This is a genomic window from Polyangium sp. 6x1 (assembly GCF_029946515.1).
GTDB lineage: Bacteria > Myxococcota_A > Polyangia > Polyangiales > Polyangiaceae > Polyangium.
The window spans coordinates 24,374-42,605 of record NZ_JARZHH010000022.1 but is presented as its reverse complement, the minus strand read 5'-3'; the positions used below and the strand labels follow the sequence as shown (position 1 = coordinate 42,605).

At 69.6% G+C, this 18,232-nt stretch carries 10 protein-coding genes; 7 read left to right on the top strand and 3 right to left on the bottom strand.

Annotation, left to right across the window (positions count from 1 at the left end; genetic code table 11):
- Nucleotides 1-29: 29 nt before the first annotated feature.
- The gene (locus tag QHF85_RS21465; protein WP_281329120.1) at nucleotides 30-3,293 is read right to left on the bottom strand and encodes a DUF2135 domain-containing protein; all 3,264 of its coding nucleotides are present in this window, start codon (nucleotides 3,291-3,293) and stop codon (nucleotides 30-32) included.
- 165 nt (nucleotides 3,294-3,458) lie between these two features.
- Here QHF85_RS21465 and QHF85_RS21460 point away from each other — a divergent pair, with 165 nt between their 5' ends.
- The 6 genes from QHF85_RS21460 (at nucleotide 3,459) to QHF85_RS21435 (ending at nucleotide 14,424) form a co-directional block, all read left to right on the top strand.
- Entirely contained in the window at nucleotides 3,459-5,819 is a 2,361-nt protein-coding gene (locus tag QHF85_RS21460; protein WP_281329119.1) for a MopE-related protein, read from the top strand.
- Nucleotides 5,820-5,862: 43 nt separating this feature from the next.
- Nucleotides 5,863-7,260 (top strand): 3' terminal RNA ribose 2'-O-methyltransferase Hen1, encoded by a 1,398-nt coding sequence (locus QHF85_RS21455; RefSeq protein WP_281329118.1) that lies wholly within the window; start codon nucleotides 5,863-5,865, stop codon nucleotides 7,258-7,260.
- Nucleotides 7,257-9,866, top strand: coding sequence for a polynucleotide kinase-phosphatase (locus QHF85_RS21450; RefSeq protein WP_281329117.1), 2,610 nt, complete (start codon nucleotides 7,257-7,259; stop codon nucleotides 9,864-9,866). Before QHF85_RS21455 ends, QHF85_RS21450 begins: the two co-directional genes overlap by 4 nt.
- Before the next feature lie 77 nt (nucleotides 9,867-9,943).
- A complete protein-coding gene (locus QHF85_RS21445) occupies nucleotides 9,944-11,374 on the top strand; it encodes a peptidoglycan-binding domain-containing protein (protein WP_281329116.1) in 1,431 nt (476 codons plus the stop codon).
- A gap of 382 nt (nucleotides 11,375-11,756) precedes the next feature.
- Nucleotides 11,757-13,325, top strand: a complete 1,569-nt coding sequence (locus QHF85_RS21440; protein WP_281329115.1) for a sigma 54-interacting transcriptional regulator — start codon at nucleotides 11,757-11,759, stop codon at nucleotides 13,323-13,325.
- 73 nt (nucleotides 13,326-13,398) lie between these two features.
- The gene (locus QHF85_RS21435) at nucleotides 13,399-14,424 is read left to right on the top strand and encodes a LuxR family transcriptional regulator (RefSeq protein ID WP_281329114.1); all 1,026 of its coding nucleotides are present in this window, start codon (nucleotides 13,399-13,401) and stop codon (nucleotides 14,422-14,424) included.
- On the opposite strand, the gene QHF85_RS21430 is transcribed toward QHF85_RS21435, so the two are convergent.
- Together QHF85_RS21430 and QHF85_RS21425 are read right to left on the bottom strand one after the other, a co-directional pair.
- A complete protein-coding gene (locus tag QHF85_RS21430; protein ID WP_281329113.1) occupies nucleotides 14,396-15,088 on the bottom strand; it encodes an iron-containing redox enzyme family protein in 693 nt (230 codons plus the stop codon). The genes QHF85_RS21435 and QHF85_RS21430 overlap by 29 nt on opposite strands.
- A 15-nt stretch (nucleotides 15,089-15,103) precedes the next feature.
- Nucleotides 15,104-15,907, bottom strand: coding sequence for a GNAT family N-acetyltransferase (locus QHF85_RS21425; RefSeq protein ID WP_281329112.1), 804 nt, complete (start codon nucleotides 15,905-15,907; stop codon nucleotides 15,104-15,106).
- A 790-nt stretch (nucleotides 15,908-16,697) separates the two neighbouring features.
- On the opposite strand from QHF85_RS21425, the gene QHF85_RS21420 reads away from it, so the two are divergent.
- The gene (locus tag QHF85_RS21420; RefSeq protein ID WP_281329111.1) at nucleotides 16,698-18,230 is read left to right on the top strand and encodes a cytochrome c peroxidase; all 1,533 of its coding nucleotides are present in this window, start codon (nucleotides 16,698-16,700) and stop codon (nucleotides 18,228-18,230) included.
- Nucleotides 18,231-18,232 lie beyond the last annotated feature (2 nt).

Here is an 18,232-nt window from a genome sequence, read left to right as displayed (position 1 = left end):
CATCGACGAGCGCCCCGTTCCCCGGGCCCTCAGGGGCCGGCGATCTCCAGCGTCGACTTGGGCTTCTGGCCCGGCTTTGCTTTGCGGGCGATCTCCAGGAGGTCGTGCTTCTGCTTGCCGTATTCGAGCGTGACGACCTTCTCGGTCGCCTTCTGCGCGCTCGTGCCGAAGTCCTCGAACACGATCACCTGCACCTTCGTCCGCGTCGAGGCGCGGTTCCGGTCCGACGCGAAGTAATGGGCCTGGACCTTGTACTTGCCGTCCGCCGCGTTCTTCAGGACGTACATCTCCGGGCCGTAGCCCTGCGTGACGTCGAGCGTGAGCTGGCCGCCGATTTGCGTCTGGCGATTGCCGAAATAGCAGACGTCGCCGTTCGGCTCGGTCACGTGCAGGTCGATGTCGGTCGCGTCCGTGTTCCAGGTGATCATCACGACGAGATCGGCGCTTTGGAGCTGGGTCTCGCGGGCGACCTGGGGCAGGCGACCCTTGACGTACTCGGGCACGCTCGTCTTGAGGTCGCCGCGCGCCGCGCGCTGGAGCAGGTCGAAGTATTCGAGCGCGAGGATCTTGCGGAACTCGCCGAACCGCACCTCCCATTGCCCCGCGAGGCCGACCTCGAAATACGCCATCGCGAGGTCCGTGCGGCCGAGCCGCGCGAGGGTCTGCGCCATGGCGCGGTAGGTCTGCGGCTCGTACGGCCGCGCGACGGCGACGCGGCGGAAGAGGTGGAACGCGTCCGACGGCAGGCCGAAGCTCATCGCCGTGACGCCGATGTCGCGCGCGAGCACGGCGTCTCCGGGGTTCTCCTCGACGAGCGAGCTCAGGGCCTTGAGCGCGTCCGCGGGCCCGAGCGAGGCACGCCGGCGCTCCGCCTCGTTCGTCATGCGATCGTAATCGAGCTTGTGCGCGGCGAGGTCAGCGAGCACGGGCGCCGGGATCGATTTCTTGTCGCGTGATTTCACGGCGAGCGGGGCCGCCTCCACGCGGAAGCTCTCCTCGGGCATCTGGTTGAGCGCCTGGCGGAACGAGGCGTGTACGGTGAGGTTCACGCCGGGCGTCGTGGGCAAACCGTCGATCCAGCGCAGGAACGTGGCCTTGGGATTGCCGAGCGCGGAGGCCGAGAGGGCCAGCGTGTCCTCGACGACGCGCGAGGCCGCCGCGGATTTGATCGTCCGCGCGAAATCCTCGGGCACGATGCCGAAGCGCTGGTAATCGGCCTCGGACTCCAGCATGAGCAGCGAAGAGGTCTTGCCCGGGACGCGGAAGTGGATCGAATACGCCTTCGCCATGGTCTCGGTGGCGGGGGCGAGCTCCTCGATCTGCGCGACCGCGATCTGGCCATACCCACGAATGGCGAGCGGGGAGGGGATCGCCTGGCCGAGGGGCGCCTTGACGACCTGCGTGCCGCCGCCGGATTCGAGCGTAAGCTCGACGTCGGCGTCCTTGTCGGGCGTGCCGCGGCCGGCGACGCGGAGGGTTTGGCCGGGAAAGACGAAGCGGGGGCGGCCGGCGAGGAGGACGTCGCTGCCGCCGGCGACGCGCGCCGAGACCAGGCGGAAGGGGCGGCTCTTGTGCGCGGTGGAGGCCTTCTGGACCTCGGCGTCGCCGGTGACGGAGAAGAGCGCGCCGCCGGTCTCGCGCGTGAGGAGCGTGAGCGCGCCTTCGTCCGTGCCCGCGAGGCCCGTTTGATAGGCGTAAATCGCGCGGACCGGGGTCTTCTGCAGGCGCCGCGTGATCGTCTGCGCGTCGGGCTCGCCCCACGTCGCGGCGCCGTCGCTGAGGAGGAAAACGTCGAACTGCGGGGCGCCGGGCGCCGTCGCGGCCCGGCCGAGCGCGGCGCCGAGATCGGTCGCGCCTTCGAGCGCGAGGCCTTGCGCGAACGTCTGGAGCTCGCGGCGCGAGGCGGCGTCGTTCGTGACGAAGCGCGGCTTCCAGAGGGTCTGCTCGATGTTGAAGAAGAGGACGTTGTAGTGCTTGATCGCGTCCTCGTTGTTCGCGAGGATCGCGTCGAGCAGCTTCAGCCAGACATTGAAGCGGTCGGGGTTCGACGAGAGCGACGTGTCGACGAGGAAGAGCGCGTTCTCCTCGCCCTTCGCCGCCGCCGACGCCGGGAACTGCGGCGCGATGTCGGCCGCGAAGTACGGCCCCGTCGCGGCGTCCGTGGCGACGACGTGCGCGGCGGCGGGCTTCTTGATGCGGACCGTGACCGTTTTTCCGGACGGATCGTCGAAACGATAGAAACGTTTGTCCGGGCCCGAGAAGGCCGGCGCGGCCGGCGTGACGTCGACGGAAGCGCCCTGCGGGGCCGCGACGGCGAAATCGATCGCCTTGCTGCCGACGTTTTCCGGCAGATCGAAGCTATATTCGAGGTCCCCGCCGATCCGCGTGAGCGGCACGTCGTAGCCGAGGACGATGCGGTGGGATTTGCCCCCGACGAGCGGGAAGACGCGCGTGTTGAAGACGTTCGGGCCGGCCCATTCGAGCAGCGCCGGATCCACGTTGCGACGCACGGTCTGCGTGTACGCGAGCGCGGCCTTCTCCTTCGGCACCATGCGCGCCTCCTTCACGCCTTGCCACGCGGATTGCCGCGCAGAGCGGATTTCGGCCGGCTCGCCGCCCATGCTGCGGGCGCGCTCCGCCGGGAAAAACGCTGGCACGGCGTCGCCCGCGATGGCCATCGCGTCCTGTCCGAACGCGAAATAATACGGTGACGCGCCCACGGGCAGGCGCAGCTTGAGCGTGCCTTCATAGGTCGAAGGGCGGTCGTTCTTGACCACGATGTCGAGCACGACGCGAGCCATGAAGCCGTCGATCGCGACCTTGGCCTGCACGCTGCGCACGGGGAGCGCGTCGCGATCGCCGATCTCCACGCGCACCGCGTGCGCCCCGCTCTGCGCGCGTTTCCACGTCGTCGCCTCGTCCGAGCCAGCGGCGGATTTGGGTTTGTCTGCGGCGGCCGCTTTCGCGTCGACCGAGAGGCGCGGGCCTCCGCCGCCGCCCGGCGCTTGCAGCGGCGCGGAGGTGGGCGCGGGCCTCGCCGCCGTGTCAGGGGCCGGCGCGGCCGGCGGCGGAGGTGGCGCCGCGCCCTTTTCTTCGTCGACGTCGTACGATCGAGACTCCCGCGGCGACTCCGCCTCCATCGATTCCGCCTCCGCAGGAGCGGCCGCCCCGGCGCTCGCGGGCGCGTCCGCCATCGAGGCAGGGGGCGAGCTGCCGCCGCAGCCGCCCGCGCTCGGGGCGAGGGCGGAAAACAGCGCGAGGAGGACCAGGAAAGCACGCGCGCGCGATGTCATGGCCCGAGCATAACGGAGTCCTACGTCGGGACTTACAGGAAGATCGACCGATCGCGGGGCGCGTGACGTATGCTCGCGGTATGACTTGGTTCTCCGTTTCGGAGGGGACATGAAGCTCGAACGCGCGCGGGCCCTGCGCGCGTTCGAGGAGCGGATGGCGAACCCGTGAGCGGCCTCTTGTGCCGCGGCGCGCTTCCCGGCACGATCGGCCGGACGCTCATGGCTTCGACCTTCCGCCTTCGTCGCTCCGCTCGGTCCGCGCTCCTCGCCGCGTCGCTCGGGCTCGCCTCGTTCGCCTTCGGAGGGCCGGCCCGCGCGCAGACGTTTCCCCTCGACGCGGCGTGGAAGCCGCTGCTCCGGGGCGGCTTGTCGGTCGCGGATCCCGCGGGGGACGCGGCCACGGGGCGCGACGTCGTCGGCGCCTCGACGCAGGCCGGCGCCGCGGCGTACTTCGCGGGCGACGCGAATTTCGTCTACTTCCGCATGCGCATCAACGACGCGGTCCTCCAGGCCGCGCCCGCGGATTTCCGGTCGTTCGGGTGGGTTTGTCTCATCGACACCGACGGCAACCTCGCGAGCCACGAGCTCGCCGTGGGCGTCGACGGCAACAGCGACGTCGTCGAGCTGCGGAAGAACACGACCCCGCTCGGCAACGGCTCGCCCGGCGACGTCGCAGAGCTGCTGCTGCAGAGCCACCCGGCGAGCACCTACGCGCGTTCGGTCGCGGCCGCCACGAACACCAGCGGAAACCCCGACGTATTCATCGACTGGGCCATCGGCCGCGGGGAGCTCGGGATCGGGCCGCTCACGCCGTTCCGGCTCGCCTGCGGCACCTCCAGCAACGCCCAGAGCCTCACGGCCGACCTGATCTCGGACACGGGCGCCCTCACGCTCGGCGGGCTCGTGACCGACCCGATCGCCTGCGACGGCGCGACGTGCATTTACGCCTGCCCCGGCCTCGGTCAGCCCTGCACCGTGGGGCTCGGGTCCTGCGTCGAGACCGGCACGATCCAGTGCAATGGGCAAAACCCTTACTGCGACGCGTTCCCGGACGAACCCGGCTTCGAGTCGTGCAACGGGACCGACGACGATTGCGACGGCGAGATCGACGAGGATTTTGGTCTCGGCGTGTCCTGCGCCGTGGGCGTCGGCGCGTGCGCGGCGACAGGCATCATCGTGTGCACCCCCGACGAGGTCTCGAGCGAATGCAGCGTCGAGCCGGGCTACCCCGAGCCCGAGGCGTGCAACGGGATCGACGACGATTGCGATGGCGAGCCCGACGAGGATTTCGTGCTCGGGGTGCCTTGCGACGTGGGCGTCGGCGCGTGCGCGGCGTCGGGCGTCCTCGTGTGCACGGACGACGAGCTTTCGACCACGTGCAGCGTCGAGCCCGGGACGCCGATGCCCGAGGCGTGCAATGGCATCGACGACGACTGCGACGGCGCCGTGGACGACGGGCTCGGGCTCGGCGACCCGTGCGCGGTGGGCGTGGGCGCGTGCTTCGCGACGGGCGTTTTCGTCTGCGACGGCGCGCTTTCCGGCACGATGTGCAATGCGATGCCGGGGATGCCCTCGGATGAGACGTGCAACGGCGTCGACGACGATTGCAACGGCCTGACCGACGAGGGCTGCGCGGACTCGGACGGCGACGGCCTGAGCGACGCGGAGGAGGCTTTGCTCGGCACGAATCCGGCCGACGCCGACACGGACGACGACGGCGTGCCCGACGGCGCCGAGCCCTCGAAGGACGCGGACACGGACGGCGACGGGCTCAAGAACGCGCTCGATCCGGACAGTGATGACGACGGCCTGCCCGACGGCACCGAGATGGGCTACGGCTGCGACGATCCCGCGACGAACCCCGCTTCGATGAGCTGCGTGCCCGACGGCGATCTCGGCGCGACGACGACCGATCCGACGAAGGCCGACACCGACGGCGGCGGCAAACCCGACGGGATCGAGGACGCGGATCACGATGGCGTGGTCGACGTGGGCGAGACGGACCCGAACGATCCTTCGGACGACTTCTGCGCGACGGACGCCTATTGCGGCAATCCCGTGAGCGGCACCGTTTGCGAGGCGGGCGTTTGTGTGCCGGGCTGCCGCGGCGCGGGGGGCAATGGTTGTCCTCATGGCGAGGTATGCACGTCCACGGATGCGTCGCTCGGCGTTTGCGAGCCCGCGCCGCACGAGTGCTCGAAGGACGCCGATTGCGGCGCGCCGGGCAGCGGGCGTGTTTGCGACATCCCCGCGCGCCTCTGCCAGGCGGGCTGCCGCGGCGCGGCGGGCAACGGTTGTCCCGCGGGATCGTTCTGCACCTCGGAGACCTCGACGCCCGGCGTCTGCGCCCCGGTGCCCGACGTGGGCTTCGAGGGCAACGGCGTGTTCTGCGACGCCTCGGGCGCAGGGAGGGGACGAAGGACGAGCGGCGGCGTGCCTTTGGCGCTGGTGCTCGGGCTCTCCGCGTTCGTCGTGAGGCGCCTCTCCCGGGAAAAACGGCGCTCCCGCGGCGAGATCGAGGGGTGACCCGGGCGCCGGGCTTTGATAGCCTCGGCCGAACGGTCTTCGCATGCTCTTCACCCTCCGCGCCACGGGTCCCCACGCGTCGGGGCTCGGGTACCTGCTGCACAAGCACCCCGACAAACTCCAGTCGTTCCCCCTCGCGTTCGGGCGCGCGCACGTCTTTTATCCCGAGGCCGAGGCCGAGGCCGTGACGGCCGCGCTGCTCGTCGACCTCGATCCGGTCGCGCTCGTGCGCGGCCGGCCCGGTTCGTCCGAGGGCGGGCTCGTGGATCAGTATGTGAACGATAGGCCTTACGCCGCGTCGTCGTTCCTCAGCGTGGCGATCGCGCAGGTGCTCGGCTCGGCGCTCGCGGGGCGCTGCAAGGATCGGCCGGAGCTCGCGCAAGCGTCGATCCCGCTCGAAGCGACGCTCTCCGCGGTGCCGTGCCGCGGCGGCGCGGCGCTCTTGCGCGCGCTGTTCGAGCCGCTCGGATACGAGGTCACGGCGTCGCGTTTGCCGCTCGACGAGCGTTTTCCTGCGTGGGGCGAGGGCGCGCACCACGACGTCCGCCTGCGCAAGGCGTGCCCGCTCTCGGAGCTGCTCTCGCACGTGTACGTGCTCGTCCCCGTGCTCGACGACGACAAGCATTACTGGGTCGGCGACGACGAGGTGGAGAAGCTCGTCCATCACGGCGAGGGGTGGCTCGCGACGCACCCCGAAAAGGAGCTCATCGCGCGGCGGTATTTGAAGCATCGGGCGCGGCTCGCGCGCGCCGCGCTCGACAGGCTCGTCTCGGGCGAGGCCAAGCATCCCGACGCGGAGGCCGAGGCGCACGCCGAGGAGGAGGCCGCGATCGAGGCGCCCGTGCGGCTCGACGAGGCCCGGATCGAGGCCGTGACGAAGGTGCTCTCGGAGGAAGGCGCGAAGGCGGTGGTCGATCTCGGCTGCGGGGAGGGCAAGCTGCTCGCGAAGCTCGTGCGTTACAGGGCGTTCGAGCGGCTCGTGGGGCTCGACGTCTCGCAGCGCGCGCTCGACGTGGCCTCGGAGCGGCTGAAGCTCGATCGGCACGGCGGCCGGAAATCCGAGCGGATCGAGCTCCTGCACGGCTCCTTGCTCTACCGCGACGCGCGTCTCTCGGGCTTCGACGCGGCTGCGCTCGTGGAGGTCATCGAGCACCTGCCGCTCTCGCGCCTCGGCGCGCTCGAACGCTCGGTCTTCGAGCATGCGCGCCCGCGCGTCGTCGTCGTGACCACGCCGAACGCCGAATACAACGTCGTGTTTTCCTCGCTCCCCGCGGGCCACATGCGCCACAAAGATCACCGCTTCGAATGGACGCGCGCCGAATTCGAGGCGTGGGCGCGCGGCGTCGCGGAGCGCCATGGATATGCCGTCCGGTTCGCTCCCATCGGGCCGGTGAATGAAACCCTCGGTTCTCCCACGCAGATGGCGGTGTTCTCCCGATGAGCACGGAAGCTCCGGTCGCGGAGGCGGCTACGGCGAAAGGCCCCACGATCTCTCTGCCGGCGCCGAGCCTCGTCCTCTTGCTCGGCGCGTCGGGCTCGGGCAAGAGCACGTTCGCGCGGCGGCATTTCGCGCCGACCGAGGTCGTCTCGTCCGACATGTTTCGCGCGATGGTCTCGGATGACGAGAACGATCAGAGCGCGTCGGCGTCGGCGTTCGAGGTGCTGCACCTCGTCGTGGACAAACGCCTCGAGGCGGGCAAGCTCGTCGTCGTCGACGCGACGAACGTGCGGCCCGAGTTCCGCAAGCCGCTCGTGGCGATCGCGCGCAAGCACCATGTTTTCGCGACGGGGATCGCGTTCGACGTGGGCGAGCGGGTCTGCGTCGAGCGGAACGAGACGCGCACGGATCGCAACGTCCCGGCCCACGTGGTGCGGCGGCAATCGCAGGATCTAAGGGCGTCGCTGCGCGGGATCGAGCGCGAGGGCATCCGCGTCGTGCACGTGCTGCGCAAGCCCGAGGAGATCGAGGGCGTCACCGTCGAGCGCACGCGCCTCTGGACCGATCGGCGCGACGATCACGGGCCCTTCGACATCATCGGCGACGTGCACGGCTGCTGCGACGAGCTCGAAGCGTTGCTGGAGGATCTCGGCTACAGGGTCGAATGGGATCCGGCCGCGGGGTCGCACGGGGTGCGCGTGACGCCGCCGCCGGGACGGCGCCTCGTGTTCCTCGGGGATCTCGTCGATCGCGGCCCGCGCATCGTGGACGTGCTGCGTCTCGTCATGACGGCCGTGCAGAGCGGCGCTGCGCTCTGCGTGCCGGGCAACCACGAGGTGAAGCTGCTGCGGGTGCTCCGCGGCAAGCAGGTCACGATCATGCATGGGCTCGCCGAGACGCTCGCCGAGCTCGCGAACACGACGGAGGCGTTCCAGGCGGAGCTCGCGCGTTTCATCGACGATCTCGTCAGCCATTACGTGCTCGACGAGGGCCGGCTCTGCGTCGCGCACGCCGGCATGAAGGCGTCGATGCAGGGGCGCTCCTCGGGCGGGGTGCGCGAGTTCGGTCTTTATGGCGACACGACGGGCGAGACGGACGACTATGGTTTGCCCGTGCGGCACAACTGGGCGGCCGAGTATCGCGGCCGCGCGACGGTCGTGTATGGGCACACGCCGGTCCCGACGGCGGATTGGCTGAACAACACGATCTGCATCGATACGGGCTGCGTGTTCGGCGGCGCGCTCACGGCGCTGCGGTATCCCGAGCGGGAGCTCGTCAGCGTGCCGGCGGCGCGTCAATATTGCGAGCCGAAGAAGCCGCTGGTCGCCGTGGCGCCGGAGGATGGCCGTACAGCGCAGCAGGAGTATGACGACACGCTCGATCTCGACGACGTGATCGGCAAGCGGCCCGTGAGCACGCGCCTCGCGCGGTATGTCTCGGTGCGCGAGGAGAACGCGGCGGCGGCGCTCGAAGCCATGAGCCGGTTCGCGGTCGATCCGCGCTGGCTCGTTTACCTGCCGCCGACGATGTCGCCGACCGAGACGAGTGATCTCCCGGGCACGCTGGAGCACCCGGCCGAGGCATTCGCGTATTTCCGGCGGAACGAGGTCCCGCGGGTCATCTGCGAAGAAAAACACATGGGCTCGCGGGCCGTGATCGTCGTGTGCCGGGACGAGGCGACGGCGAAGAAGCGGTTTGGCACGACGGACGGCCGGACGGGCGTCGTGTACACGCGCACGGGCCGTCCGTTCTTCGACGACGCGGCGCTCGAAGAGGCGCTCCTTTCGCGGGTGCGGCGCGCGGCCGAGGCGAGCGGGCTTTTCGAGGAGCTTGGCGGCTTTTTCGTGCTCGACGCCGAGATCATGCCGTGGTCGGCGAAGGCACAGGCGCTCGTCCGGGTGCAATATGCGCCCGTGGGCAGCGCGAGCCGGTCCGCGCTCGGGACCGCGATCGAGGCGCTCGCGCAGGCGAAGGCGCGCGGGATCGAGGCGGACGAGATGCTCTCCCGCATGCACGATCGCGCGCGGGCCGCCTCGCTCTACGTCGACGCGTATCGACGTTACTGCTGGCCCGTCGAGCGTATCGAGGATTATCGCGTCGCGCCGTTTCATCTGCTCGCGGCCGAGGGACACGTGTTCGTCGATCGGGACCATCCTTTCCACCTCGGAATCGCCGCGCGGCTCGCCGAGGCGGACGGGCAGGTGCTCGTGGCGACGCGGCACGTGGAAGTCACGCTCGGGGACGAGGAGAGCGAGCGGGCGGGCGCGGCGTGGTGGGAGGAGCTCACCGCGAGCGGCGGCGAGGGGATGGTCGTCAAGCCCATGTCCTTCCTCGCGCGGGGCAAACGCGGACTCGTGCAGCCGGCCGTGAAATGCCGCGGCCGCGAGTATCTCCGGATCATTTACGGGCCCGAATACGATCTGCCCGAGAACCTCTCGCGTCTCCGCAATCGTGGCCTCGGCGCGAAACGTTCCCTCGCGCTCCGGGAGCTCGCGCTCGGCGTCGAGGCGCTCGAGCGTTTCGTCCGGGGCGAGCCTTTGCGCCGCGTGCACGAATGCGTGTTCGCGATCCTGGCACTGGAAAGCGAGCCTGTCGATCCGCGGCTTTGATGCCATACCCGGGCGGGATGCTCCACGTTTGCTATTCTCTTCGCGTAGCAGCCAAACGCGCCTGATGGAGGATTCGAATGAACGAGAACGAGTCGAACGAAGGGGGCGGGGCACTTCTTTCGCCCGAGCTCGCGGAGGACGGGATGCTCTCGGCCGTGGCCGTGGGCGAGGCGACGCTCGCGCGCGGGGCGAAGAGCGGGAGCGTGGTCCTGCTCCAGAAGGTGCTCGTCGAGCTTGGCGCGTCCCTCACCCCGGATGGCTCGTTCGGACCGAAGACGCACGCGGCGATCGTCGCGGAGCAAGCCGCGGCGGGGCTGCCCGAGACGGGCGTGCTCGACGCCGCGACGTTGCTCGCCATCGGTCGGCGCCTGGAGATGCGGCGGAAAGGTCGGCTTCACGACGCCATGGCGGCGGCGGTCGGGGGCGCGCCTTCGAGGGCCGCGGGCGCGGCGACGGTGGCGGGCGGGCCTTCGCGGCACGATGAGGGGTATTTCGACGACGCGGCCGCGCTCCGGGGTCCGGGGGCGGGGCCCGTGGCGGATCCGGATTCACCTCCGCCGGCCCAGGATCGCGCCGGCGGGAAGGCGAAGGGGCCGCTGCCTGCGGACCGGGCGGAGCAGCTCGCGGCCGTTCGGCGGTCGATCGGCGACGACGCCCCGGCGAACGCGGCCCTCGAGCGGCTCCTCGCGGCGGGGCGTTTGCACGACGGGGCGCTTTTGCCGAACCTCGCCACGTTCGCGCGGACGCCGCGCAACCCGGCGCTCTTGCTGGAGGCGGGGATCGAGCCGGAGCTCTTGCTCGGGCAGGTGATCCGCCACGTGGACAACCCCCTCCGGGTGCAGCAGGGGGCCGGGCACGGGACGTGTGGCGCCGGCGTGATGGAGTATGTGCTTTTGCGGAGCGAGCCGGCCGAGCTCGTGCGGATCGTCGACGGCATCACCCGCGAGGCGCGTGAGGTCACGCTCCGATCGGGCAAGAGGCTCGAGATGCCTCGCAGCGCGATCGCGCGGGACACCTCGGGGCGCGTGGACCTCGACCGGCTCTTTCAGTCGGCGATCATGAACCATGCCTCCGCGATGAGCTGGCTGTTCGATTACGACAACCCGGAGGACAACGATACGTTCTGGGCGGCCGTCCGCGGCAACAGCCAGATGGCCGTGTATGGCTTCACCAGCGTGTATCAAGCCATCCTGGGCGGGAGTTATGCGAGCGCGACCAGGCTCTCCCGGCCGAAGGACGAGGTCGCGGCCCTCGTGGCGACGTCGGCGGCGCGCGGCGAGCGGGTGCCGGTGATCCTCGAGTTCCGGACGTACCACTGGCTCTCGGTCGAGTGGCTCGAAGCGGGCAAGGACGGCAAACCCGCCTCCATCGTCCTGCGAAACCCGTGGGGCAAGGACGAAGGCGGCGACAAACCGCCCCGCGTGGCGATGCCCGAAGGCGGGGGACGCGTCCGGATGAAGTATGCCGACTTCATCGAAAACGTATTTGGCGCCACGGTCCGCGGCTGATAGGCGCGCGACCTCTTTGTCATCGTCGCGTCATCCTCGCGACATCGTTTCGTCGGCTCGAGGTCGCGCCGCCTCGTCATCGCGTCGCCTTCTTCGTCCCACCCGGCGACTTCGACCTCTCATGAAGGGTTACGGATCCTCCGCGTCGCGACTTCGTACCACTTTGGTAGTAGCCGTCTGGTGATCCGTATTGCCGCCGCCCCTGCCCCGGTCGGAGCGTCGCTCCTCGCCCACCCCAAAAAGGATTACGGCCCCTCGAGGCTTTGGCTTCGTACTACTTTCGTTGTAGTCGATTCGTAATCCAAATCGCCGTGCATCCAAGACGGACGCCGGCTCGCTCTATATTTGTCCAGTTTTGACGGCCCGGCTACAAATGATGGGCATGAAAGAGTGGAATACCTGGACCATGGAAGCCGATCGGGGGCTCGAGCTTCGGACGCACAAGATTCGCGTCGAGGTGAGCCGAGGGCCCATGGCAGGCGTCGTCACCGAAGTTCCGGGGCCGGAGGTGAGGGTCGGGAGCGGGAAAGATTGTGATCTCGTCCTCGACGATCCGACCGTGAGCAGGCACCACCTGCTCCTCCGTATCGAAGGGGACCTCCTGCGCGTGCTCGACACGAGCAGCCGCAATGGCACGACCGTCGACGGCGTGCGGATCCGCGACGCCTACGCCCGGCCGAACTCGTCGATCGGTCTCGGCGCCTCGGCCCTGCGGCTGCAAATGATCCGCGACGTGGTGGCCCTGCCGCTCTCGTCCCGAACGCGCTTCGGGGGCCTCGTCGGCGCGAGCGTGCCGATGCGGCGGCTCTTCGCGCTGCTCGAACGGATCGCGCGGACCGACGCGACCGTGCTCGTCGAAGGAGAGACCGGGACGGGCAAGGAGCTCGTGGCCGCGGCGCTGCACGCCGAGAGCGCGCGGGCAGGGGGGCCGTTCATGGTCTTCGATTGCTCGTCGGTGAGCGCGAGCATGCTGGAGAGCGAGCTCTTCGGGCATCGGCGCGGCTGCTTCACGGGCGCCACCGAGAACCGCGTGGGGAGGTTCGAGGCGGCGCACGGCGGGACGCTTTTCCTCGACGAGATCGGCGAGCTTCCCCTGGAGCTACAGCCGAAGCTGCTCCGGGCCCTGGAGACGCGCACGATCACGCGCCTCGGCGAGAACGAGCCGCGGCGGGCCGACGTGCGCATCGTGGCCGCGACGAACCGATCGCTCGCGGCCGAGGTCGATCGGGGCAGGTTCCGCGAGGATCTCTATTACCGGCTGGCCGTCGTGCCGGTCAGGATGCCGCCGCTGCGCGAGCGGCTCGACGACATCCCCCTGCTCGTTCGTCATTTCGAGAAGGAATGGCAAGGGCGGAAGGACGCGCCGACGCTCTTGCCGAACGAGGTGCTCGAGCGGATGAAGGCGCACCCGCGGCCCTGGCCCGGGAACGTGCGGGAGCTCCGGAACAAGGTGGAGATGATGCTCTCGCTCGGGCTCGCCGAGCCGCCCTGGGCCGCGGACGAGGACGAGGCGGAGGCGCCGCCATCGTTGCGGCTGCCGGTGGTGAACCTCGAGCTGCCTTTGCACGTGGGGCTCGCGCACGTGGAGAACGCCTACAAACGGGCCTACGTGGAGCGCGCGCTGCAAGAGACGGGGTACAACGTGTCGCAGGCCGCGAAGATCGCGGGCGTGGGGCGGGCGTTCGTCCAGCGGGTGATGCGAAAACACGGGATCCGATCGAGCGAGGAGGGAGGCGGATCCGAGGGCAGCGGAGGGGCCGCGCCCGCGGCCGCGCCGGCGCAGGTGCCCGTGCCCGCGCCGGCGAAAGCGGGGGCGCCTGCGCCGGGGCACGGGCTTTACCAATGGTATCGAAAACATCCGCTCGCCTCGCCCGAAGCGCGCCCGTGGGCCGACGGGTTCAGCGCGCGGAGCCGGCAAGGATCGAAGCGCCGGGACGAAGGCGGGCGTTGAACTGCGGTCCGTTCGGGTTCATCATGGCCGCATGAGGGGGCCTTCCAATCTCACGGAGCATGAGCAGGGCCTCATGCTGGACCTCGTCGCCGAGCTCGGCGGATCGCTCGATTTGCACGAGGTGCTCGGCCGCGCGTACGGCCTGCTCTCGCAGCTCGTGCCGGCGGATCACGGGGCGCTCTGCGTGAGCCGGCCCGAGGGGCACGCCGTCTATGACTGGGCGGTCGCCGAGATGCCCGAGAGGTTTTTCCAGGGATACGCGGAGATGGTCCCGCACGACTTCGTCCGGATCTCCGTCGCCGAACGGCCGAACGAGGTCCTGCGCGACACCGAGATGCTGCCGCGCGCGGCGATGGAACGGAGCTATCTCTACAACCACTGCCGCGACATCGGCATGCAGCTCGAGCACGTGATGGCCGTCATGCTGCGCGACGATCCGTCGTGGCACGGCGGGCTCATCCTCTACCGGGACAAGCGGGTCTCGTTCTCCGATCGGGAGCGCGTGATCCTGCAGAAGCTCACCCGGCATTTCACGAACGCCGTGAAGAACTGCCGCCTCTTCGGGTCGATGGCCGCGCGCGCATCACTGCTCGACGGGGTGCTCTCCGGCATCGGGCACGAGGCCCTCGTGTTCAGCGCGTCGGGCGCGGAGGTCGCGCGGACGGCGGGCGCGGAGAAGATGCTCCGCGCCTGGTTCAAGCCGACCGAGCTCGACGCGGGCGGGCTACCCGAGCCGCTCGCCGCGCGCGTCGCGTCCCTGGTGAAGGACCCGCACGCGCTGCTCGATCCATTCTGGCGGAGCGGCGCGCTCGCCGAGCTGAAGGTCTCGATTCAGAAGCTGCCGGGCCTCTCCGGCGCGTCGTTCGTGATGCTGCTCGAGGAGGTCCCGCAGCTCGTGCCCATCCCCCTTCCGTGGCTGAAAGTCCTGACGGCCGCGGAGATCAAGGTGGCGGAGCGCGTGTGCTGGGACAACGCGCTCATCGCCTCCGAGCTCAGCATCACGGAGCTGACGGTGAAGAAGCATTTCTCGCACATCTTCGACAAGCTCGGCATTCCGAACCGCGCCGCGCTCATTCACATGGCGTGGCGGCAGCGGTGATCGTCGACGCGTCCCCCGAGAACATCCCCACGTAAAGCGCAGCCGTCACCGCGGCCGAGAGCTTGACGGCGCGCCGATCGCCTTCGCTCTCGATGCGCGCGAAGAGGCCCCGGAGGACGCTCGTGTGCCCCTCGTCGGCGTCGGCGTGGCCGCGGAGGAAACGGACGCCGCGCTCGATGCCGGGGATCCGTCGCCGCGCGACGAGGTGCGCGGCCGTGGTGCCGGCGCGGGCCTGGGAGAGGGCTTCGAGGACGTAGGCCGTGCCGAGGAAGGCGAGGGGCGAGCCGGCGTCGACCTGGAACTGGTTCCACGCGATGTAGGCGGCGACGGCCGGGCAAGGGCGCGGCGGCGCGGTGGGGCGGAGGGCGCGGCCGATGGCGGCGAGGTCTTCGAGGACCCAGAGATCGTGCCCCTGCTCTTCTTCGGCCTTTTGCAAGAAGAGCCGCGCGAGGTCGGGCGCCTTGCCCGCGCGCGTGAGCCGCTCGCCGGCGCGGCGGAGCAAGGGGCGGGTCTGGCGGACGTAGAGAAAGGTTTGTCCGAGGAAGGCGGCATATTCGTCGGTATCGAGGTCGCCTGCGAGCAGGCGGCGCGCGGCGGCGTGCGCGTCGAGGGTCGAGAGCAGGTCCGAGACAATGGTATCGAGGGCGTCGACGAGGGAATTCATGGTCCGAGGCTCCTTTCAGGCGGCGATCGAGCCCGGATTCGGGAAGGCGGGCGGCTTTGCGCGCCGGACGGCGCGCTGCTCGGCGACGTCGGCGAGCAAAGGAAGGGCGCACATGCGGAAGCGCGTGTCGAAGACTGGCGGGCCGACGAAGCGGGCGCGCATGCGGCGGGTGTACAAGTCGAGGGTGCGCGGGAGCCGGGATCGCGAGGGGGAGGCTTTCGCCTCCGTGCGGCCGTGATCGTCGTAGAAGGGCCGTTTCGGCGGGGCGGGGGCGGGCGGTGGGAGGCGGGGGGCGAGGGATAGGTCGTTCCGGACGAACCCGCGCTCGCGGGCGACGTGCTGGATGAGGTGGGCGTCCTCGATGCCGTCGGTCTCGGTGTTTGCCGTGGCAATCCAGTGACCGACGCCGAGGAGCCGGCTCAGGTGGACGGCGGCGGCGTGGAGCTCGGCCGTGGCCATGGAGCGCCTGTGGGTGGCGAGGACGCAATAACGCGAGGTCTCTGCGAGCCGGAGCCCGGCGGTGGCGAGGGGCGCGAGGTCGAAGTGCGACTCGACGGAGAGGCCGAAGGAGGTGCCGTTCGTGGCGGCGATCTCGGGGTTCGGCAGGAGGAGGCGGAGGGTGCCGACGGCGAGGTCGCCGTCGTAGGCGATGAGGTGGAGCGTGGTGGGCAGGGTATCGAACGGATCGAGCTCGCGGGGGACCGCGTGGTCTTTCGTGTCGAGGTACCCGAGCTCGCGGGCGAAGACGTCGAAACGAACGCGGACGGCGTCGTCGAGGTGTCTCTGGGTCTCGGCGATGATGCAGCGGATGTCCGACATGATGTCCTCCAGCGGCGAACGCGAAAATGGGCGCGGTCGTCGAAGAGGCTCTGATTGCAGACAACGTGCCCAGCTTGGGTCGTTCGATTTTCAGGCCGAACCACCGGGAAAAAGGGGCGTGGTGGATCCGGATGGATGCAGCGGCGTCGAGAAAGGGTCGCGAGGTGGATCCGCGCGCATGCAGCACCCTGAAGGGACGAGCCATCACCTCGCCTGCCCGACTCGCGCAAGCCCGGCTTGCGCGATCGCGCAAAACGCGCGAGCCTCGAAAGGCTCGGCCGAGACGGAAGCAGAAGGCCCGGCGCGCGCGGCGGAAAGACGTAGAGCTTCCGTCCGTGGAACATGCAACTGCAACACCCGACGGGTGCAACGCCGAAGCGTCACGCCCGTCGCCTGCCATCGGGTGATCTGGCGCTGGGGCCCGACGCCGGGCCGTTCGGGCCGAGGCATCGCGCCAGGCACCCGTGCTCGGCGCGACGTCCGGCGCATCCATGTACGAATGTACTATCACGACAAACCAATGGGCTACGCATGCGGTTCATGGGAATGCCTGACCGGTGTCTCGCCGTGCAGCAAGAACGCGCCCGCGACCGATCTCGTTGGCACTGGCTTTGCTTTGCGGACCGCGCCGTGCTTTTCCTGCGCGTGGTGGCCATTGACGAACCCACGAACGACATGCGTCGCGGGCATGGCCCCCACGTCAGGGTCCAGCCCGAAGCAAAGGCGTGTTTGCGCGGGGAGCATGACGAGCCGACGGAGACCGACCTCGAAGCATCAGGAGAGAGCCATCGTGATTGTCCTTAAGGTGATGAAGAAACGCGTGACGCTGCTCGCGTCCGCGGCGGTGTTGCTCACGAGCGGGACGGCCCTTGCCGAGGACATGGCCGCCCTCGAGGAGCTTGGCAAGCGCGTCTTTTTCGACAACATTTCGGCCCCGCCGCGCCAGGGGTGCCATTCCTGTCACGAAGCCGCGCACGGCTGGACGGGGGCCGTCGCCGGCATCAACCTGCACGGCGTCGCCATCCCGGGCGCCAATCCCAGGGCGGTCGGGTTCCGCAAACCTCCCAGCAACGCCTATGCGAGCTTCAGCCCGGCGTTCGGCGAGACGGCCAAGACTGTCACCGTCAGCCTGATTCCTCCCTCCGTCGCGTGCGCCCTCCGCATCATGCCTTTTTGCACCGGGGGTACGTTCTGGGATGGACGCGCCGAGGGCACGGCGGCGCCGTTCGTGGCGCTCCCGACGTTCACGGGCGCGGGCGCGACCGCGCATGTGGGCACGGAGATCTTCGGTGGCAGTGCGTCCCTCCAGGCGGCGTATGGCCTCTTCCTCGGGCCGCTCGCGGATCAGGCGCTCGGGCCCTTTCCGAACGACGCCGAGCAGAATGTTCCCGACGGCCTCGATCACGGCCTGCCCGGCGCGCAGGCGGTCTGCCTGCACGTCAAGTCGTCCACTTACGCAGCGCTCTACACGAAGGCCTGGGGCGCGCCGATCCAATGCGCCGATCCGGCCATCAGCTTCAAGCGCGTCGCGCTCGCGCTCTCGGCCTGGCAGCATTCCTCCGAGGTGAACTCGTTCAGCTCCCGACGCGACCAGGGCAACAAAGTCCAGAATGCCCAGGGCGAGCAGGTCCTCGCGCTCCCGTTCTCCAGCCTGACGCCCCAGGAGAACCTGGGGCACGATCTCTTTTATGGTCGCAATGACTCGGGGCTGAACACCAGCCTGAAGAACGCGAGGTGCGCGGGGTGCCACAACAGCCACAATTCGACGTTCTTCGGGCCCGCCCTCGGCTCCAAGGGCGACGAGCGGAACCAGGTCTACAGCGACTTTGCTTATCACCACATCGGCGTTCCGCCGAACTTCGAGATCGAGAACTTCGATCCGGCCCGCGGTGACGCCGGGATCCTCGGGCACGCGGATCCCAGCACCTTGTTCAACGCGGCGAGCCCGGCGGCGACGCCCCTCGCCGGCCACTTCAAGACCCCGACGCTGCGCAACGTCGACAAGCGCCGCGGCGACGGGTTCCCGAAGGCCTACATGCACAATGGCTATTTCAAGAGCCTCGAGCAGGTGGTCCACTTCTACAATACGTCGATGCTGCTCCAGGACAAAGTGAACTGCCCGCCCGGGACGAGGGCGGACGAGGCGATGCAGAGGGGGTGCTGGCCGGCCGCGGAGTTCGATACCCCGAACCAGGCCGGCCGGCTCGGCCTGATCGGGAACCTGGGGCTGACGGCGCAGGAAGAGGCGGCGCTCGTGGCGTACCTGAAGGCGCTCACCGATACCGTGACCCCGACGCAGCCGCTGCCCTACGTGCCCCAGTGAGG